This window comes from Pseudomonas fluorescens (genome assembly GCF_018614775.1).
GTDB classification, from domain to species: domain Bacteria; phylum Pseudomonadota; class Gammaproteobacteria; order Pseudomonadales; family Pseudomonadaceae; genus Aquipseudomonas; species Aquipseudomonas fluorescens_BY.
This window is the reverse complement of sequence record NZ_JAGGOF010000016.1, coordinates 34,663-53,291: the sequence shown is the minus strand read 5'-3', so window position 1 is coordinate 53,291 and position 18,629 is coordinate 34,663. Positions and strand designations below refer to the sequence as shown.

Sequence of the window (18,629 nt, the reverse complement as noted above, 5' to 3'; positions counted from 1 at the left end):
TTAGAGACAAACGATTAATACGAGCGTGTATAAGATATGATGGCCGCCACGGGTTTTTGCCGGCAGGAGCCAATGCGTTGCATCCAGTTACAAATAGATATTTCTGTGGGCTAAAGGAGCCGAGGGCGTGATAAAAAAGAGACTAGGTAGAGAGGAAAGCCAGCAAGTAACCAGAGACAGATTATTCGATACCGCCATTGATCTTATGATCAAGAAAGGATTTCATGCGGCCAGCGTCAATAACATTTCCGAAGAGGCTGGTTATTCTAAAGGCGCTTTTTTTTCCAACTTTTCAAGTAAGGCCGACTTGCTGTTGCAACTGGCGCAGCGGTTCAAGCGCGTTGAAATCGATCGGTTGGGTGCAACCCTGGCGTCGGGTTACTCATCCGAACAGCTCACCCAGGGCTTGAATGCCTATATCGACACGCTAAAAGATAATTCCAATTGTGCGATTCTGGACGTCGAGTTGCAGTTGATTGCACTGCGTGATGCAGAGTTCTCACCGCTTTACAATGACTTGCATGAAGAAAACAGTGTCGCGTTGGGCAAACTGATTACCATCATCTTCAATCATGCGGGCAAGAAGCCCCCCCTGGAATATGCCACGCTCGCGAAGACATTCACGGCGTTGTCGGAAGGCCTGATATTGCAAGGGCATAAAGACCCGGCAGCGGAAATAAAGTTGGTGTTGAACTCGCTGATTCAGACTGCCGATCCGCTGTAGGCGGTGTTGTTTCAATGCCCGATCGAACGCCAGGAGTCCGGGTCGCAAACCTTTAGGCGCCCTCAACTGGCCGGGCTGGATTTGAAGACCCCGCTAAGGACGAAGGCATAGCGTTCCGGCCGGATAAAAAACGTTGTACGGTCGCAGCAGCGGCCGTCGGCAAAGTAGGAGGTGCGCTCCATGACCAGCAGCGCGGCGCCACGTTTGACGTGCAGGACGCTGGCCAGGCTTTTGTCGGCCTCCTGGGCTCGGATCGCCAGGTCGGCGCGGCTGACGGCCATACCGGTGATCGATTCGAGAATGGAATAGATCGGCTGGTGTTCGACTTCCCCCCAGGCGACGCCGACCAGCTCAGCCGGTAAATGGCTGCGTCCCAGCGCGATGGGTTCGCCATCGACGAAATGCAAGCGCTCCAGCAGCAGACAGTCGTGCGCGGCTTCAAACAAACCACGCAACGCTTCTGGCACGGGCTGCCGGGTATGGCTGATCACCTGCATGCTCGGTTGGAGGCCTTGCAGCAACAAGGCCTCATGAAAGCTGCGCAGCGCGTCCAGGCCATGGCGTACCTGTTTGGCCGTCGCAAAGGTGCCTTTGCCTTGTTTACGCTCCACCACACCGTCGTCGCTGAGCTTGCCCACCGCCAGGCGAACCGTGACGCGGCTCACCCCGAACCGTTCGCCCAGTTGTGCTTCGGACGGAAGCTTGCCGCTGGGTTCGTAGTCGCCGCGTTGAATCTCTTCCAGCAACTGGTGGGCAATCTGTTCGTAGAGTGTCGTTGTGCTGTCGCGAAGAATCGATGTGGACACTGTCAGCTTCCATGGCCGTGAGTGGGGCAGGGCGCCTTCACTTCTAAGGTTATAAAAATCGGTTATTGGGATGACTTGTATTAATACGTATTATGTCAGGCAATTCCATTGTAAACGACCTGACGACAGTTGCCATGCTCAACACCCTTGCTTACGCACGCCCGCAAACGGATGCCTTGAAGGTCGATGCCATCAGCTTCGGCTACCCCAATGGACACCGGGTGTTTTCCGCTTTCAGCCTGAACGCCCGGCCCGGCGAGTTCGTGGCGATCCTGGGACCTTCGGGTTGCGGGAAAACCACGCTGCTTAACCTGTTGTCAGGTTTCGTGCAGCCACAAAGCGGCCGCATCACGATCAACCAGACAGCGGTGCGCCCGGAGCGTTCGGAGTTGGGGTATGTGTTCCAGGCGCCGCACCTGTTTCCCTGGTTGAGCGCCTTGGAGAACGTCCGTTTCGGTCTGCGGATGAGCGCCCAGGCCAACGAATCGCAGCAGCGCGCACAAGCGTTGCAGTACCTGCGCCTGGTCGGTCTGGAAAGCGCGGCCCATCGACTTCCGCACCAGCTCTCCGGCGGCATGCAACAGCGCGTTTCCCTGGCCCGGACCCTGGCGCTCGAGCCCAGTGTATTGCTGATGGACGAGCCGTTCGCTGCGCTGGATGCCATCAGCCGCAACCACCTGAACGAAGAGACGCTGCGCATCTGGGCCGAACTGGGCCAGACGGTGTTGTTCATTACCCACGACATCGATGAAGCGGTGTTCCTGGCCGACCGGGTCATCGTGCTCAACATCGCGCCTGGCGGAATTCACAGTGAGCTTGAAATCCATTTGCCGCGCCCTCGCTCCAATGTGCAAACCCGCCGCTTGCCGGCCTTTCTGGATTACCGCAATGAGCTGATGGAGCGTATTTCCCAGGTGATGGATGCATCACCGGCCACGGCTTGCCCCACCCCTCGACTTGAGCTGACAGCATGATCAAACGTTCGTGGCTTGCCCTTTCATTGTCTGTCGCCACGTTGGCGGGCAGCACACTCGCTGTGGCTGGCGAGGAGAAACCCTTGCGCGTGGGCTATGTCTTCGCCATGGCCAACGCGCCGGCGTTGATCGCGGACAAGCAGGGTTACTTTCGCGAGGAAGGCTTGAATGTCGATCTCAAGGCCTTGGGCGATGGCCCGGTGATCCAGCAGGCCCTGGCCGCCGGTGAGTTGGATGTGGCCTATGTCGGCACACCGCCGGTGTACCAGTGGTTTTCCCGAGGGCTGCAAAGCCGGATCCTGGCGAAGGTCAACTACGGTCAGGCGGCGGTGATTGTCGATGCGAAGAGCCCGATAACCGACCTGGAGGCGCTCAAGGGGAAAAAGCTTGCCGGCGTCAAGAAGGGCAGCGGCATGGACGTCCTGCTGCGCGGCTATGTCTTGAAGGAAAAGGCCGGACTCGATCCTGACAAGGACCTGGACATCATCGACATGCCACCCGCCAATATGAACGCCGCCCTGGAACGCGGCGTCGTCGATGCGGCGTTTTCCTGGGAGCCCTTCGTCAGCCAGTCGTTGCTGCGTGGGTCGAGCCGGATTCTGCTGGATGTCAACCAGGCGTTGCCCAATTATCCCTGGTACGTGGTGATCGCTCTGCCAAAAACCTTGCAGGAGCGCCCCGGCGAAGTCGTGAAGTTGCTGCGTGCCCACCGCAAGGCCATCGCGTTCCTCAATGAGCATCCCGCCGAGTCGAACCGACTCATCGCCGAGGCCTTCAAGCTTGAAGCGGTGCAAGGCACGGACGGCAAGACCATCGCGCCCGAAGCCATCGTCGCCCAGGCACGTACGCGGCTGGGTTGGTCAGCGGACTTGCAGGCGACGGATATCCAGTTCATCCAGCGCCTGATGAATTATTCCCATGACCTGGGGTTCATCGATACCACGCTCACGACCGAACAGATCGTGGATACCTCTTACCTGGAACAAGCCACGCACTGAGTCCGTCATGTCCTTGCCAAAACCGAATTGGGGGTGGGCGTCGCTGCCATTCCTGTTACTGATATGGGTGGCCCTGGCCAGCCGCTTTCCCACCTACATCCTGCCGCAACCCTGGGACGTCGCCCGCGAGGCCGTGCGCTGGCTGGGTGACGGTTCGCTGTGGCAACACCTGTGGGCCAGTGTCCTGGAGGAGGTTGGTGGTTTCTGCGCGGCGGTGATTATCGCGATCCTGCTGGGCACCGCCGCCGGCCTGTCCTCGCGGTTTCGCGACTTTATCTCGCCGCTTAACAGCCTGTTCATGGCCATCCCGCCGATCGCCTGGGCACCGCTGATCATGATCATTTTCGGCCTGGGCTACGTTTCCATCGTGCTGGTGATTTTCGTTGCCGCGATGTTCCCCATGGCGGTGACCATCCAGGAGGGTGTGCAGAGTATTCGCGGCGGTGAAGTCCGCGCGGCGCGCACCTTGGGTGCCAATGCCTGGCAACTGCTGGCCCACGTGTACTTGCCGGCCTCTCTGCCTTTCGTGACGGCGGCCTTGCGCATCGGTTTCAGCCAGGGCTGGAGGGCGTTGGTCGCGGCGGAAATGATCGGCGCCTCCCGGGGCATCGGCTGGATGGTGTCCACGGGCGGGCAGATCGGCAACAGCAGCCAGGTGCTGCTGGGCATCGTCGTGATCGGGCTGATTGCCTGGTTGATGGAGAGCCTGGTGTTCAGGCGTATCGAGCGTCACTACCAGACATGGCGGGTGTAGCACGCCCCGCCCATTGTTTTCGTCCCTTTCAAACCTTCAGTGGACCACTGCACGAGGTGTCATGTGAGTAGCGTTTTCGATCCCCGCGAAGCCGGGCATTACATTGCCCCGCAAGGCCTGTACGAACGCAACAAGAAACGTCCGTTCCTGGGCAGCATCCACTGCGACCGCGACACACTGGTCGCCGGTCAATGGGATGAGCTCACCCTGGTCTACGAGGTCGGCGGCAGCGGCCTGGCGGACGGCGCCTGGCTCAAGCTGGCCTTCAAGTTCTACTCCGACTGGGCGTTGTTCCAGACCTCGAACCCGGCCGGTCCCAACTATGTCAGTGCTGAATATCAGGCCGGTGAACGGGTTCCCGGCCAGAGCCAGGCCACCGTGCAGCACCTCAAGGTGCGCTTCGACCAGAAGGGCCACGAACGGCCGTTTCAGAAAGCGATCATCATCGACATCATCGACGGTTACCTGAATCCGGGCGATAAAGTCATCATCCGCCTGGGAGATCGTCGCCAGGGTGGCGCGGGCACGCGGGTGCAGAGTTTCGTCGAGAAAGACTTCCGCTTCCGGCTGTTCATCGATCCATTGGGCAGCTCGAAATTTGCCGAGGTGCCGGGTGATCCGTTGCTGAACATCGTGCCAGGGCCGGCGCAGAACCTGCAATTGATCGTGCCGCGACTGGTCAGCGCCAACGAGGCATTCGACGTGCTCCTGCGGGCGGACGACGCCTGGGGCAACACCTGCCGCCAGTTGCCGCTCACCGGAGTCCTGACCCTGGTTGACCCGCAGGGCGAGGCGCGGCATCAGCCGTTCACGTTGGCGAATGAAGGCTGGGCCATTGCGCGAATCGAGGGCATTGGCCTTGGCGCGCTGGGGGAATGGCGTTTGTCCGCCGAGGTCGACGCGTCTTTCGTACGGGGTGCCCAGGCGTTTGTCACGGTGGATCCTGCCGGTACCGGTTTGCGACCGCTCTATGCCGACCTGCATGTGCACTCCGACGATACGGTGGGCACCAACGACACCTTGTACAACCTCAGCTACGGCCGCGACGTCGCTGGGCTTGATGTGCTTGGCTACACCGCCAACGACTTCAATATCACTGAGCAACGCTGGGACCAGGCGGTCCGGTTGATCCACGAGCTCAATGAGCCGGGGCGGTTCGTATGCTATCCGGGCACCGAATGGTGCGGTAATTCCTGCGCCGGCGGCGACCGTAACGTGGTGTTCCTGCATGATCGCAAACCCGAGTTCCCCTTCGATAATCAGGGACGGCTGGTGCGCTCCTTCGAATGGAACGAGTTCACGGCGGGCACCATCAAGCCGGGTGCCTGGCCAGTGGACGAGTTGTACGCCGCCTACGCCAAGGACCCCGAAGGCCATTTGATGATGCCTCACGTCGGCGGGCGCCGTTGCAACCTCGACTGGCATCACCCGGAGCTTGAGCGGTTGATTGAGGTCGGCTCGGCCTGGGGGCAGTTCCATTGGGTCTATGCCGAAGCGCTGCAACGTGGCTATCGGGTCGGGGCTGCCGCGAACAGTGACGAACACCAGGGCCGTTGCGGAGGGGGTGTCCCGGCCACGGCGGTGTTCGGCGCTCGCGGCGGGTTGACCGGCGTGGTGGCTGACGGCTTTGACCGCGCCCAGGTTGGCAAGGCGCTTCGCGCCCGACGCACGTTTGCCACGACCGGCGAGCGCTCGTTTGCCAGCCTGCGCCAGGGCCAGCATTTCATGGGTGAAGTGTTCACGGCCGACGCAAACGCCACGCTGGACTATCGGTTGCTGGGGGACGCGGGTTGGGAACAGGTCGACCTGTTCGACGGCGACAAGCTGATCTGGTCGCGCAACCTGCACCAGGAGTTGGGTTATTCCGCGCAACACATCCGCCTGCGCCTGGGTGGCGCGCGGATCAAGGACCGTTATCGCGGCGCCTACTGGACCGGCGAGATCCGTATCACCGGCGCGGTTATCAATGGCTTTCGCGCCCTGGGCCTCGATCATCCCGAGCAGACCGTCTGGCGCAAGGAGGCGACAGTCGTGGCGTTTCGCACCGACACCAACGGCGACACCGACAGCATCGAAATCGAGCTGTCACAACTGGCCGGCGCCACGTTGCAGATCCGCAGCCGCATCGACAACTACGTCAAGGTTGGCGACCCGTCCGAGCCGCAGCCCTACGTACACGCGCCCACGGTGCTGATGACCGTGTCCGGTGAGCAGCTACTGGCGCAGTCGCAGATGATCGAAGAGCTGCCGGGCGCAGAGTTGAAGGTGTCCCTCGAAAGAACCACTGCGGCGCTGCTGCCGCGTGAACTGCAAGGGACCATCGACCTTGCGCGGTTGAACCTGGAGCCGGGCCGTGAACATCCCTTGTTCATCTGCGCCCGTCAGCGGGACCAGTCACGGGTCTGGACGTCGGCACTGTTTCTCAGCGTGTAGTCACGGCCTGCGCAACTGCGCCGGACTGACCCCCAGGCGTTGCTTAAAGAGCGTCGTCATGTGCGCCTGGGAGTTGAAGCCGCACGTGAGGGCGATCTCGGTCAGCCTGGCGGTTGAGTCGCGCATCAAGGCCCGGGCCTTGGCCAGGCGTCGGTCGATCAGGTAGCTGTGGGGGCTTTTTCCCGTCGCGTGCTTGAAGGCGCGCATGAAATAGCCCTCGGACAAACCCAGCAGCGCCGCCATCGCCGGTACACCGAGTGGGCTGTGGAGACCGGCGTCAATGAACTCATCGAGCAGGCGCATACGGTTGCCGGTGATCGAGCCTGGCGGTTGCGTCGACAACGTTTCGCTGCCCTTTACCCGTTCCGCCAGACCGAAGGCCCAGGCTTCCCAATCGTCTTGCGCTGACGCCTGCAACAGCGCGCCGCGCATGCGCTGCGCGAGGCGGATGGCCGACTGATCGATACGATTGTTGAAGGCCCGGTCGCCCTCCAGGGCCATACCGTCGGTGCGCAGCAGGCGCAGGTATTCACCGCCTTGGGGCGACTCGGAGAACACGTCACAGCCAACCGGGACGAATGCGAGGCCGTTGGGCAGGGCCTCGAACGGGTGCACCCGGTCGCTGCCGATCGCATGCAGGCCGCGCTGGCTGTCGAAGGCGAAACCGATCGAGGCCTGGCTCGCGACATAACGGGTCGCATAGGCGCAGCCGGGCAGCAATTCAATCGCCCAGGGGCCTGCCTCGATACGCCGGATCGGTTCGGGGCGGGGCGGCGGCAGGCGGCTTCGATGGATCATGGGCTCATAGTAGTGAAGAAGGGGGCTGAAAGTCAGGTCAGTTTTCTGAAAGCCGGCCGGTGGCGCCCGTGGCTAGACTGGGCAAAACCTGGAGGCCATTTCATGCACAAACTGACGCTCGACGATATCGAACAGGCTGCCCGCCACGTATACCAAGTCATGCCTGCCACCGCCCAGTACGCCTGGCCGTTGCTGGCCGAACGGTTGGATTGCACGGTGTGGGTCAAACACGAAAACCACACGCCTACCGGCGCCTTCAAAGTGCGTGGCGGCCTGACGTTCATGCACTGGCTCAAGCGCGAGCACCCACAGGTGCAAGGTGTGGTCACGGCGACCCGCGGCAACCACGGCCAGAGCCTGGCGCTGGCGGCAAGCGCGCTGGGCCTGAAAGCGTTGATCGTCGTACCGCAGGGTAATTCGGTTGAAAAGAACCAGGCCATGCGCGGCTTCGGGGGCGAGGTGGTCGAGTATGGTCGGGATTTCGATGAGGCCCGTGAAGAGGCGGCGCGGCTGGCACAACGGCATGGGTTGTTCCTGGTGCCGCCGTTCCACCGCGAGTTGGTCAAGGGCGTGGCAACCTATGGGCTGGAGCTGTTCAAGGCGGTGCCGGACCTGGACACCGTCTACGTGCCGATCGGCTGCGGATCGGGGATCTGCGCCGTGATTGCCGCCCGCGACGCCTTGGGTTTGCACACGGAAGTGGTCGGCGTGGTGTCCACCGAGGCTGCGGCGGCGAAGTTGTCGTTCGAGGCGGGGACCCTGTGCGAAACCCCTTCGGCGAATACTTTTGCCGATGGGCTTGCCGTGCGCAAACCGATTCCCGAGGCCTTTGCGATCTACGGGGGCGCGGCGGCGCGGATGGTAGCGGTGGACGACCAGGCAATTGCCGAGGCCATGCGCGTCTACTACACCGACACCCATAATCTTGCTGAAGGGGCCGGGGCGGCCGCTCTGGCAGCGTTGATGCAGGAGCGTGAAGCGATGGTGGGGAAGCGGGTGGGGGTGATTCTGTCCGGTGGGAATGTCGACCGGCCGGTGTATGCGAAAGTGCTCGGCGATCAAGGTTCTCTCAGGGTGTAAAGCTGACAAGTGCGAATCTTCAGTGAAAGAACCTGTGGGAGCGAGCCTGCTCGCGAAAGCGGTGGGTCAGTGACGATGATGTTGGCGATGCCACCGACTTCGCGAGCAGGCTCGCTCCCACATTTTTTCGGCAGTTGTGCATTGGCTCGGGGCAAGCCTGACCTCCACAGAGGCCCCCAGAACCAGAACATTTCTGAACTTTCATCGGGTCGATATTTCCATTGCTTAGGAACCCTGAAGCAGCCTGGTGCGAGCGAGGGCCCAGCAAACGAGATCAGAGCCCGAACATGAATCCAACCCCGCAGAAATCCCGAACCCCATTACGCCGCGCCGTGACCGGGCCGATGCTGTTTCTTTTCATCCTCGGCGATGTGCTGGGCGCCGGTGTCTATGCGCTGGCGGGAACCATCGCCGGGCAGGTGGGGGGTGCAATCTGGGTGCCGTTGCTGGTCGCGTTGTGCTTTGCAATGCTCACCGCCGGCTCGTATGCGGAGCTGGTCACGAAATACCCGCAGGCCGGTGCGGCGTCGGTGTTTGCCGAGAAGGCGTTCAAGTCACCGCTCATTTCCTTCCTGGTGGGTTTTTGCATGTTGGCTGCGGCGGTCACCAGCGCTGCCGGGCTTTCCCTGGCGTTTGCCGGCGACTACCTCGCCGCGTTCATTCAGGTCTCGCCGCACATCGCTGCGCTGATCTTCTTGCTGCTCATCGCCTTGTTGAACGCCCGGGGAATCAAGGAATCCCTGGGAGCGAACCTGGTCATGACCGTCATCGAGCTCTGCGGCCTGTTGCTGGTCATCGTTGCGGCTGTCTGGTTTTTCCGCTCGGGCGACGCTCATCTGCAAAGCGCCCTGCAATTCAAGCCTGGCGTCAGCCCCTGGCTGGCCGTGTTAGGCGCGGCCTTGCTGGCGTTCTATTCGTTTGTCGGCTTTGAGACGTCCGCCAATCTCGCCGAGGAAATACGCGACGTGCGCAGGGTCTATCCGCGCGCCTTGTTTGGCGCATTGATTACTGCTGGCGTGGTGTATATGGCCGTGGGCGTCGCCGCCTCCTCGGTGCTGTCGATGGACCAACTGGTCGCGACGTCCGCGCCTTTGCTGGAGGTCGTCCGTGTCTCGGGGTTGAGCATTTCACCGCGGGTATTCGCCTTCATCGCCCTCGTTGCCGTGGCCAATGGCGCGCTTCTGACCATGATCATGGCCAGCCGGCTCGCCTACGGCATGGCCTGTCAGGGCTTGCTACCGGAGCCGCTGGCGAAGGTCCTGCCCCAACGGCGGACACCCTGGGTCGCCATCATCGCTACGACCCTGGTATCCATCGCGTTGACGCTGACAGGCACTCTGGCGACGCTGGCCGAAACCGTCGTCCTGCTCCTGCTTTTCGTCTTCCTGAGCACCAACCTGGCGGTGCTGGTGCTGCGACGCGACTCGGTGGCGAAAGACCATTTCCGGGTGCCCACCTGGGTGCCCGTCATGGCGATTGTCTCGTGCCTGATATTGCTCAGTCAGCAGAGTCTGGAGACCTGGTTGCGCGGCGCAGCCCTGGTCTTTGTGGGCGTGCTGCTTTATCTCTGCACCCGAATGGCGACGCCCTTGGCCGTAAAGCCGGGCTAGGCGGTTGATCAAAAAGCGCTGCCGGTGGGCGATAATTCTTCAGAAAGGCCGGTCGTTGCCGATTCATGGAGCATTGGCTAGAGTTCTATGCACCCGCAGAGACGTACCGTTACCGCGACGGAATATTGATCATGACCGAACACTCCCCCCATCCATCCTTCAAATCCCTCGGTTGCGCCGAATGCCGCGACCGTGAAGCGCTCGGGTTCGATTTCACCATGGCCTTCCAGCCGATCTTCAATGTCCGCACAGGCGCGGCGTTTGCCTATGAAGCCCTGGTCAGAGGCATCAACGGCGAGTCGGCAGGCTACATCCTGGGATTGGTGAATGACGGCAACCGCTACCGGTTCGACCAGGCGTGCCGGGTGAAGGCCATCGAGGAGGCGACGAGGCTGGGCATTCTGGATATTCCAGGGTGCCTGCTGAGCATCAACTTTCTGCCCAATGCCGTCTACCGGCCCGAGACCTGCATACGGGCCACGTTGGAGGCTGCGCGGCTGAATCATTTCCCTCCGGACCGGTTGATGTTCGAAGTCACCGAGGGCGAGAAAGTCGACGACCCCGACCACCTCAAGTCCATTTTCACCGAGTACGAGCGCCAGGGCTTCACCACCGCGATTGACGATTTTGGTTCCGGCTATTCGGGTCTCAACCTGCTGGCCCTGTTTCAACCGCATGTGCTGAAGATTGATATGGCGCTCACCCGCGGTATCGATCAGGACCCGGTGAAGCAGGCCATCGTCGAGGGCATCATTCTGGTGGCGAAGCGCCTGGGCGTTACCGTCGTGGCCGAGGGCATCGAGACCCCTGAAGAAAGCGCTGCGCTATCGGGCCTGGGCATCGAGTTGATGCAGGGCTATTTGTACGCGCGGCCTGAAGTAGGGCGCCTGCCCACCTGCCATTTCGACCTGACGTAAGGAACGCCTATGCCGCTTCCGCGTCCAGGGCGGCCCGGACGCAGGGGCGCGCTTCGATCCGCTCCATGAACGCGGCCAGCACCGGCCAGTCCCTGATCTCGATATCGAACCGTGGCAACCATCTGAGGACGGTGAACAGATAACTGTCGGCCAGGCCGAAGCGGCCCATCAGGTAGTCCTGCTGCTTGAGTGCCTGGCTCAGGTAATCGAAACGTCGGAACAGTTTGTCCCGGAAAATGGCCTGGGTTGATTCAGCGATATCGGCGTTGAACAGCGGCGCGCAACCGCTGTGGATCTCGGTCGAAATGAAGTTCAGCCACTCCTGCAAGCGCACCCGTTCCCAGGTTCCGTTGGCCGGTGCAAGGGGGTTGCCCGGGACCTGATCGGCCAGGTACTGGACGATGGCTGGGCCCTCGGTCAGCACGTTGCCGTCATCCAGCACCAGGGCGGCCACATAACCCTTGGGGTTGATGCTCAGGAAGTCCAGCCCGTCGGCGGTGCGCTTGGTCTTGTTGTCGACCCGAATCAGCTCAAAGGGCAGGCCCAGCTCCCGCAACACGATGTGCGGGGACAGTGAGCAGGCCATGGGGGCAAAGTACAGTTTCATGGATTTCCTTCGGGACGTTGGAGGCTTGGCAGATCGGATATCTGCGTACGCGTCCCTAGGATCCCTGGCTGTCGCAACATTCTCAAAGGACATTTGCGATGCTAGCTTATGACAAAATCTCATGAGCGGCGCAAAGTCTTATGATCAGCCGAATCCCATCTCTCAATGGTCTTAAAGCCTTCGAGTCGGCCGCCAGGCACATGAGCTTTACCAAGGCGGCCGACGAGCTGAACGTGACGCAGACTGCAATCAGCCACCAGATCCGTCGGCTCGAAGAGGAGCTGGGCGTGCGCCTGTTCCTGCGACTCAAGGACGGCTTGGCCCTGACCCGTGAGGGCCAGGCCTATTTTCCCGGCGTGTGCTCGGCGTTCCAGGAGCTGCGTTATTGCACCGAAACGTTGCTGGAAACGTGCAGCCACAGCGTACTGACGATCAGCACGCTGGTTTCTGTCGCCTCCAAATGGCTGTTGCCCCGGCTGGCGTCGTTTCAGCAGGCGTTTCCCAAGATCGATGTGCGCGTCACGGCGTCCACCGAGCTGGTGGATTTTCGCAAGACGGGTATCGATGCAGCCATCCGTTACGGTTCCGGTGACTGGAAGGGGCTGCGGGCTGACTGGCTGATGGCCGATGAGATTTTTCCGGTGTGCAGCCCCAGGCTCCTGGAAGGTCCCGATGCCTTGAAAAGCCCTGCTGACTTGGCCAGCCACACCTTGTTGCAGGTCAGTGGGATGACCCATGGCGACTGGAATACCTGGCTGGCTGCAGCCGGCCAACCAACGAAGCTTGCCGAAGGCACCCGCCTGACGTTCGACCTGGCGATGATGGCTGTCCAGGCTGCAGTCGATGGCCTGGGTGTTTGCATCGGACGGACAACCTATGTCGATGACGACCTAAAGACTGGAAGACTGGTGGCTCCGTTTGATCTGAAGTTGAAGTCTGATCTCGGCTTTTATCTCGTAAGCCCCCATGCAACAGCCGACGAACAAAAAGTGCAGGCGTTCAGAGGCTGGTTGCTGGAACAGGTGAAAAGCTCCAATAGACCGACGATCAATGACTTCCGATAGTGGGTTGTCATTGGTTTTCTGGCGTCAAAACATAATTCCATCCTGGTGTATCAAGCCCCCGATTTACCCGCCGATAGCCATTTGAAGTCCGATTTATTTCCGGGTTTGCCGAGGGTCTGCCATGTTTAATACAGCGCTGAAAAATGAACTGACGGCCAGGACGGCCGAGCTGGCAACCTACAAGGGATTAGTCGGCGCGCTTGAGCGGTCGATGGCCGTTGTCGAGTTCAGCCCTGATGGCAAGATCCTTCGCGCGAACGAGAACTTCCTCAGCACCATGGGCTATCGGGCGGATCAATTGTCCGGCCTGTCCCATCGTGACTTCTGTACCCCCGCGCTGGCCGGCAGTGCCGAGTACCGGGAATTCTGGAACAAACTGCGTGCTGGACAATTTGTTTCCGGCACGTTTCAGCGCCGCAGCGGGCAAGGCCGGCACATTTGGCTGGAAGCCAGCTACAACCCTGTCGTGGACGAGCAGGGTCGCATCGTCAAAGTGGTCAAGTACGCGCTCGATGTCACGGCCAAGGTGGCAGGCGAGGCAGAAACCCGCGGCAGGTTATCGGCGCTTGACCGTGCCATGGCGGTGATCGAGTTCGATCTGGGCGGGAACATCCTGACCGCCAACGATAACTTCCTCCACGTCATGAACTACTCCCTGGCAGAGCTGAAGGGCAAACATCACCGCCTTTTCTGCGAGCCGGATCTGGTCAACAGTTCCGAATACAGTGATTTCTGGCGTCGTCTCAACGCCGGTGAATTTTTCAGCGGTCAGTTCAAGCGTGTCGGCAAGCACGGCAAGGTGGTCTGGGTGGAGGCGAGCTACAACCCGGTCTACGACGCTGAAGGCAAACTGAGCAAAATCGTCAAGTTTGCCAGCGACATCACCGAGCGGGTGGAGAAGTTCGAGGAGGATTCCCGTGGCGCCTCGCGTGCCTATCACATCTCTGCCGAGACCGAACGAGTGGCCGAACAGGGCGCTCAGGTCATTCATCAGACGGCCAAGGAGATGCGCGAGATTGCCGACAACATTGGTGCGTCCGCGCGTCTGGTAGGACAACTCGGGGCGCGTTCGGAGGAAATCACCGCGATCGTCAACACCATTCGCGGCATTGCCGACCAGACCAATCTGCTGGCCCTTAACGCTGCCATCGAGGCCGCGCGAGCCGGCGATCAGGGCAGGGGCTTCGCGGTGGTGGCCGACGAAGTCCGGCAACTGGCCGGACGTACCAGCCGTTCGACCTCGGAGATTGCCGAGATGATCGGCAAGATCCTCTCCGAAACCCGGGACGCCGTCACCAGCATGGCCATGACCCACGAAGGCGCCCTGCGCGGCGTCACCCTGGCAGACCAGGCCGGCTCGGTCATCGTGCAGATCCGCGCCGGGACAACCGATGCGCTCGAGGCGGTGAGCATGTTCGCCTCCAAGCTCGACGAGTCCGAGGTCATTCCCAAGACAGCCATTGGTTGGGTGGGTTGAATTAGATCGAATCCTCGATTGCAACCACTGTTCCATTTTATGAAACGGTGGATTGCAATCCGCAGGTATTCCTGCGCGGTCGTTTTGGGAAGAAACTCACTCCACTTACAGGCACACCGCCGCACGCCGGTGTGACGGACAATCCCTGACCGTAGCGTACCGACGGACTTCATGGCTGCCGGCGCGAGGAGTGACCGATGGACGAAGCCTCGAAAGCGCAATCCTCGCCCTGGCATGAAGGGGAACTGACCTTGCAGCGCTCCGTCGGCGCGGTCGAGATGATGGCCGGTGTCGGCCAGCGGCAACTGGCGCGCACGTGGATGCCGGACCAGCATCGGGCGTTCTACGCCCAACTGCCGTTCGTGGTACTGGGGGCCGTGGACCGCCAAGGTGATGTGTGGGCGACCCTGCGCACCGGGCAACCGGGCTTCATGAATTCGCCCGATCCGCAGACCTTGCACATCAACGTCGAGCCGCAGCCCGGCGACCCGGCCCAGGAAGGCATGGGCGAGGGCGACGCCATCGGCATGCTCGGCATCGAGTTGCACACCCGTCGACGTAATCGCATGAACGGCATCGTGCGTCGCCGGCTCGGACAGGGACTGGAAATTTCGGTTCGCCAGGCCTATGGCAACTGCCCTCGCTACATCAATCTGCGTCAGTACGACGTTGTCGAGGAGCAAACCTTCGCACCTCGTCAGTTGGTGGTGGCCGACCCGTTGGTACGGCGCCTGGTGACGGCGGCCGATTCGTTTTACATCGCCAGCTACGTGGAGCGTGACGGCGAGCGGCAGGTGGACGCGTCCCACCGCGGCGGCAAGCCGGGCTTTGTGCGCATGGATGAAGACGGTACGCTGACCATTCCGGATTTTTCCGGCAACCTGTTCTTCAACACCCTGGGCAATGTCCTGCTCAATCCTCGTGCCGGGCTGGTATTCGTTGATTTCCAGAGCGGCGATCTGTTGCAGATGAGCGGTACGGCGCAAGTGGTGCTGGACGATCCCGAGATTGCCGCGTTCCAGGGCGCTGAGCGCTTGTTGCGTTTTTCGCCGCAGCGCATTGTTTACCGCCAGGCGGCGATCCCGCTGCGCTGGAAGGAACAGGACGAGGGTGATTCGCCCAATTCCCTGATGACGGGCAGTTGGGAACAAACCGCCGAGCGCTTGCAGGCCGAGGCGTTGCGCACTCGCTGGCGGCCGTTGCAGGTCACCAGGGTGGTGGATGAGAGCCCTGACATCCGTTCGTTTTATCTGCACGCAACGGATGGCGCCGGCTTGCCCCGGTTCGAAGCAGGACAGCACCTGCCGGTGCGAGTGCTGCTCGAAGGGCAGGCGACGCCGTCGATCCGGACCTACAGCGTGTCCAGCGCGCCATCGGATGATTTCCTGCGCATCAGCGTCAAGCGCAGTGGTTTGGTGTCTTCGCACCTGCACGAGCAAATCCGGATCGCCCACGAGATTGAAGCACGCGCGCCCCAGGGGCATTTCACCGTGGAGGCGACCGAGCGCCGGCCCTTGGTCCTCCTCGCAGCAGGGGTGGGGATTACGCCCCTGCTGTCGATGTTGCGCGAGGTGGTTTACCAAGGCAAACGCATAAACCGCATGCGCCCTGTCTGGCTGGTGCAAAGCGCGCGTACAGTGGCCGACTTGGCATTTCGCGAGGAAATCGATGAGCTGGTGGCCCATGGCGGTGACAAGGTGCAAGTCTTGCGCATGGTCAGCCAGCCGTCCGTTGGCGTCGATAGCGACGAAGATTACGACCTGCCGGGCCGGATCGATGTCGAGCTGCTCAAACACTTGCTGCCGTTGAATGACTATGACTATTACCTGTGCGGCCCGGGCAGCTTTACCCAGGCGCTGTATGACGGCCTGCGCGGCCTGCGCATCCCCGACGACCGCATCCATGCGGAAACCTTCGGGCCGTCGACGCCGGTGCGGGACGTCGAGGTCAGCGTCCCTGCGGCGCAGCAAGTGCCGGCGGCGACCGAACCGGTGAAGATATTGTTCGCCGAGTCGGCCAAGGAAGCACGCTGGGAGCCTGGCAGTGGAACCCTGCTCGAACTGGCCGAGGCTCGCGGCCTGAATCCTGAATTCAGCTGCCGCGGCGGTTCCTGTGGCACCTGTAAAACCCGTTTGAGTCGGGGGCAGGTGCACTACCTGACACAGCCCGCCGAGCCGGTCGGCGAGGGTGAGGTACTGATCTGTTGCGCGGTGCCGGCCGAGGGCAGTGAAACGCTGGTGCTGGAGATTTGATGAGTGATGCAAAAGGGCTGCTGGGCAGCCCAGCGGGAGCAAGCCCTCTCGCCAAAGGGGCGTAGACCTTTCAAGAACCAATAGCGCAGCGGGTGACCTAATGCGAACACCCAGTCCCGCATTGGATCTTCATTTATGGAAAGCTCACGTGTTTATACGATCGGACACTCCACCCGGACCTTCGACGAATTCGTCGACATTGTGAAAGGCTTTGGCGTCGAGACTGTGGTCGACGTAAGGACCGTTCCACGCTCACGCACCAACCCGCAATACAACCTGGATACCTTTCCAGGACAGTTGGCTCAGGTGGGTATCCGGCACGAGCAGATCGAACAGTTGGGTGGTTTGCGCAAGAAGTCCAGGACCGTCCCTGAGGACGTCAATGGGTTCTGGGACAATCGAAGCTTTCACAATTATGCCGATTACGCGCTCTCGGACGCGTTCGAAACAGGCCTGATCCGCCTCATGGAACTGAGCAAAAGCCAATGCTGCGCGATCATGTGCGCGGAAGCTGTCTGGTGGCGCTGTCATCGGCGGATCGTCACGGATTACCTGCTGCTGCGTGGCATTGAAGTCATCCATATCATGGACAGGGAAAAGTCGAACAAGGCCGTCATGAATCCCGCCGCGAAGGTGAGCGGGACTCAATTGACTTACCCGGCCGGAACCTGAGGCTGCCCGGGTCAGAACGGTCCCAGCTTGAGCGGGTACTGGACGACGATGTACAACCTGTCGATGTCATCCCCAGCCTGAGCGCTGTTGGCACGGTGGGTGACGTGGGACAGTTGCAACGACAGATCCTTGGCCGGGCCTGTCTGTACGACGTAGTGCACATCCAGGTCGCGTTCCCAATGGCGCCCGCCGTCGCCTTGTTGTGGCCGGTAGGTTCCAGCGTCCGGATCGAACGGATTATAGGCACCGCCTTGTGGGGCGTGACTGCCGTCTATGCCGCGTCCTGTCACGTAGCGCGCCATGAAACTCAGGCCGGGAATGCCCAGTGTGCCCAGGTCGAGGTCATAGCGCGCTTGCCAGGAGCGCTCGCCCGGGCCATTGAAATCGGCATATTTGATCGAGTTGGCCAAGTAGATCGAGTCGCCGCCGACGAAATCGAATGGCGTGTCGCCGTTGATTTTCTGGTAGGCCAGGGTGAAGGCCTGGGCGTTGAGTCGATACTTGCCGGAAAGGCTATAGGCCGTGGTATCGATATCACCGGCGGCGGCCCTGCCATAATCAGTGGTGTGATACAGGTTGCCATCGAGAAACAGCTTGCCAAGGGGGATGTGCAGATTGGCGTAGTACTGGCGCCAGGTGTCACTCAGTTCGGAGGCGTAGAGCGCGCCGCCGAGGGGCTGTCCGCTGAGCAGGTCGGCCCCTATGAAGTCGATCGTGCCGTGGCGGGTGGTGGCGCCGTAACCGGAAAAATCACCCTTGGCGGTGGAGGCGTCCTGATTCTTGAACGCGCTGAAATGGCCCGCCCGCAAGTCGACGCCTTCAAGTTCACGACTGCGCAGCAGCACGCCGCTGGCGTATTCCGGTTGCAGGCGTTTGTCGGCGGTGTCGAACACCGGGGTTTCCACGGTCATTTCACCGACGGCCAGGGTGGTCCGTGACGTGTTGAATTTCAAGGCGCCGCCCGCGCTGGAATACTGGTCTTCACTGCGGCCGTCATCATCCAGCGGCAATAATCCCGTCCCCGAGTGGCCTTTGCCGCCGTCCAGCTTCAAGCCGAGGAAGCCGTGGGCGTCGAGGCCTACGCCGATCGTGCCGGGCGTGAAGCCGGACTCGAAAGAGGCAATGAACCCCTGGGCCCATTCCTGCTTGTAGCTTTTGCCCGATGGGTTTGGCGAGCGATAGTCGCTGTTGAGGTAGAAATTGCGGCTGAGCACGTCAAGCTGTGCCCCGTCGAGAAAGCCAGCCTGGTCCTGGCCTGGTTCTGCTGCGGCGCTGCCGGTCAGCAAGGCCAGAAGCCAGAGCGGTTGGAGCACGGTGAGGTTTTTTGATGCAAGCGACATGGGTGACGTCCCGCGTGAAATCGGTCTGCCGCTTCGCGCAGGGGAAACAGCTCTGGACCGGGGGGTTCATTCTTGGTGGCGGGAGGTGGGTGGGCGAGTTAAACGTTGTTAATTAGGACTGGG

At 61.2% G+C, this 18,629-nt stretch carries 16 protein-coding genes and 1 pseudogene; 13 read left to right on the top strand and 4 right to left on the bottom strand.

Annotation, left to right across the window (positions count from 1 at the left end; all coding sequences use genetic code 11):
- Positions 1-127: 127 nt before the first annotated feature.
- The gene (locus tag J7E36_RS04640) at positions 128-724 is read left to right on the top strand and encodes a TetR/AcrR family transcriptional regulator (RefSeq protein WP_215000343.1); all 597 of its coding nucleotides are present in this window, start codon (positions 128-130) and stop codon (positions 722-724) included.
- Positions 725-786: 62 nt separating this feature from the next.
- Here J7E36_RS04640 and J7E36_RS04635 read toward each other — a convergent pair whose 3' ends face one another.
- Positions 787-1,530, bottom strand: a complete 744-nt coding sequence (locus tag J7E36_RS04635; RefSeq protein ID WP_215000341.1) for a GntR family transcriptional regulator — start codon at positions 1,528-1,530, stop codon at positions 787-789.
- A 134-nt stretch (positions 1,531-1,664) separates the two neighbouring features.
- Between J7E36_RS04635 and J7E36_RS04630 the strand changes: the two genes are divergently transcribed.
- The 4 genes from J7E36_RS04630 to J7E36_RS04615 all read left to right on the top strand — a co-directional run bounded on the left by J7E36_RS04630 (position 1,665) and on the right by J7E36_RS04615 (position 6,689).
- The gene (locus J7E36_RS04630) at positions 1,665-2,504 is read left to right on the top strand and encodes an ABC transporter ATP-binding protein (RefSeq protein WP_215000339.1); all 840 of its coding nucleotides are present in this window, start codon (positions 1,665-1,667) and stop codon (positions 2,502-2,504) included.
- A complete protein-coding gene (locus J7E36_RS04625) occupies positions 2,501-3,502 on the top strand; it encodes an ABC transporter substrate-binding protein (RefSeq protein WP_215000337.1) in 1,002 nt (333 codons plus the stop codon). The genes J7E36_RS04630 and J7E36_RS04625 overlap by 4 nt, the downstream gene beginning before the upstream one ends.
- A gap of 7 nt (positions 3,503-3,509) precedes the next feature.
- Positions 3,510-4,256, top strand: coding sequence for an ABC transporter permease (locus J7E36_RS04620; protein ID WP_215000335.1), 747 nt, complete (start codon positions 3,510-3,512; stop codon positions 4,254-4,256).
- 63 nt (positions 4,257-4,319) lie between these two features.
- Complete coding sequence (locus J7E36_RS04615; RefSeq protein ID WP_215000333.1) at positions 4,320-6,689, top strand: hypothetical protein; 2,370 nt, start codon at positions 4,320-4,322, stop codon at positions 6,687-6,689.
- Here the strand turns inward: J7E36_RS04615 and J7E36_RS04610 are convergent, their stop codons facing one another.
- A complete protein-coding gene (locus tag J7E36_RS04610; protein ID WP_215000330.1) occupies positions 6,690-7,487 on the bottom strand; it encodes a helix-turn-helix transcriptional regulator in 798 nt (265 codons plus the stop codon).
- A gap of 102 nt (positions 7,488-7,589) precedes the next feature.
- On the opposite strand from J7E36_RS04610, the gene J7E36_RS04605 reads away from it, so the two are divergent.
- The 3 genes from J7E36_RS04605 to J7E36_RS04595 all read left to right on the top strand — a co-directional run bounded on the left by J7E36_RS04605 (position 7,590) and on the right by J7E36_RS04595 (position 11,094).
- Positions 7,590-8,567, top strand: coding sequence for a threonine dehydratase (locus tag J7E36_RS04605; RefSeq protein ID WP_215000328.1), 978 nt, complete (start codon positions 7,590-7,592; stop codon positions 8,565-8,567).
- 287 nt (positions 8,568-8,854) lie between these two features.
- A complete protein-coding gene (locus J7E36_RS04600; RefSeq protein ID WP_215000326.1) occupies positions 8,855-10,177 on the top strand; it encodes an APC family permease in 1,323 nt (440 codons plus the stop codon).
- Between the two features lie 131 nt (positions 10,178-10,308).
- Positions 10,309-11,094 (top strand): EAL domain-containing protein, encoded by a 786-nt coding sequence (locus J7E36_RS04595; RefSeq protein ID WP_215000324.1) that lies wholly within the window; start codon positions 10,309-10,311, stop codon positions 11,092-11,094.
- A gap of 7 nt (positions 11,095-11,101) precedes the next feature.
- Here J7E36_RS04595 and gstA read toward each other — a convergent pair whose 3' ends face one another.
- Positions 11,102-11,701: a glutathione transferase GstA gene (gene gstA, locus J7E36_RS04590; protein WP_215000322.1), complete on the bottom strand. Its 600-nt coding sequence runs from the start codon at positions 11,699-11,701 to the stop codon at positions 11,102-11,104.
- Positions 11,702-11,841: 140 nt separating this feature from the next.
- Here gstA and J7E36_RS04585 point away from each other — a divergent pair, with 140 nt between their 5' ends.
- The 5 genes and pseudogenes from J7E36_RS04585 to J7E36_RS04570 all read left to right on the top strand — a co-directional run bounded on the left by J7E36_RS04585 (position 11,842) and on the right by J7E36_RS04570 (position 17,166).
- Positions 11,842-12,765 (top strand): transcriptional regulator GcvA, encoded by a 924-nt coding sequence (locus tag J7E36_RS04585; protein WP_215000320.1) that lies wholly within the window; start codon positions 11,842-11,844, stop codon positions 12,763-12,765.
- Positions 12,766-12,886: 121 nt separating this feature from the next.
- Positions 12,887-13,654: pseudogene (locus tag J7E36_RS25475) on the top strand (PAS domain-containing protein); the annotation flags it as partial.
- Positions 13,655-13,657: 3 nt separating this feature from the next.
- Complete coding sequence (locus J7E36_RS25470) at positions 13,658-14,242, top strand: methyl-accepting chemotaxis protein (protein WP_435304155.1); 585 nt, start codon at positions 13,658-13,660, stop codon at positions 14,240-14,242.
- Positions 14,243-14,439: 197 nt separating this feature from the next.
- Positions 14,440-16,494, top strand: a complete 2,055-nt coding sequence (locus J7E36_RS04575) for a 2Fe-2S iron-sulfur cluster-binding protein (RefSeq protein ID WP_215000316.1) — start codon at positions 14,440-14,442, stop codon at positions 16,492-16,494.
- Between the two features lie 135 nt (positions 16,495-16,629).
- Entirely contained in the window at positions 16,630-17,166 is a 537-nt protein-coding gene (locus J7E36_RS04570) for a DUF488 domain-containing protein (RefSeq protein WP_215000314.1), read from the top strand.
- An 11-nt stretch (positions 17,167-17,177) separates the two neighbouring features.
- On the opposite strand, the gene J7E36_RS04565 is transcribed toward J7E36_RS04570, so the two are convergent.
- On the bottom strand, positions 17,178-18,506 hold the full coding sequence (locus J7E36_RS04565; protein WP_215000312.1) for an OprD family porin: 1,329 nt from the start codon (positions 18,504-18,506) through the stop codon (positions 17,178-17,180).
- Positions 18,507-18,629: the final 123 nt, after the last annotated feature.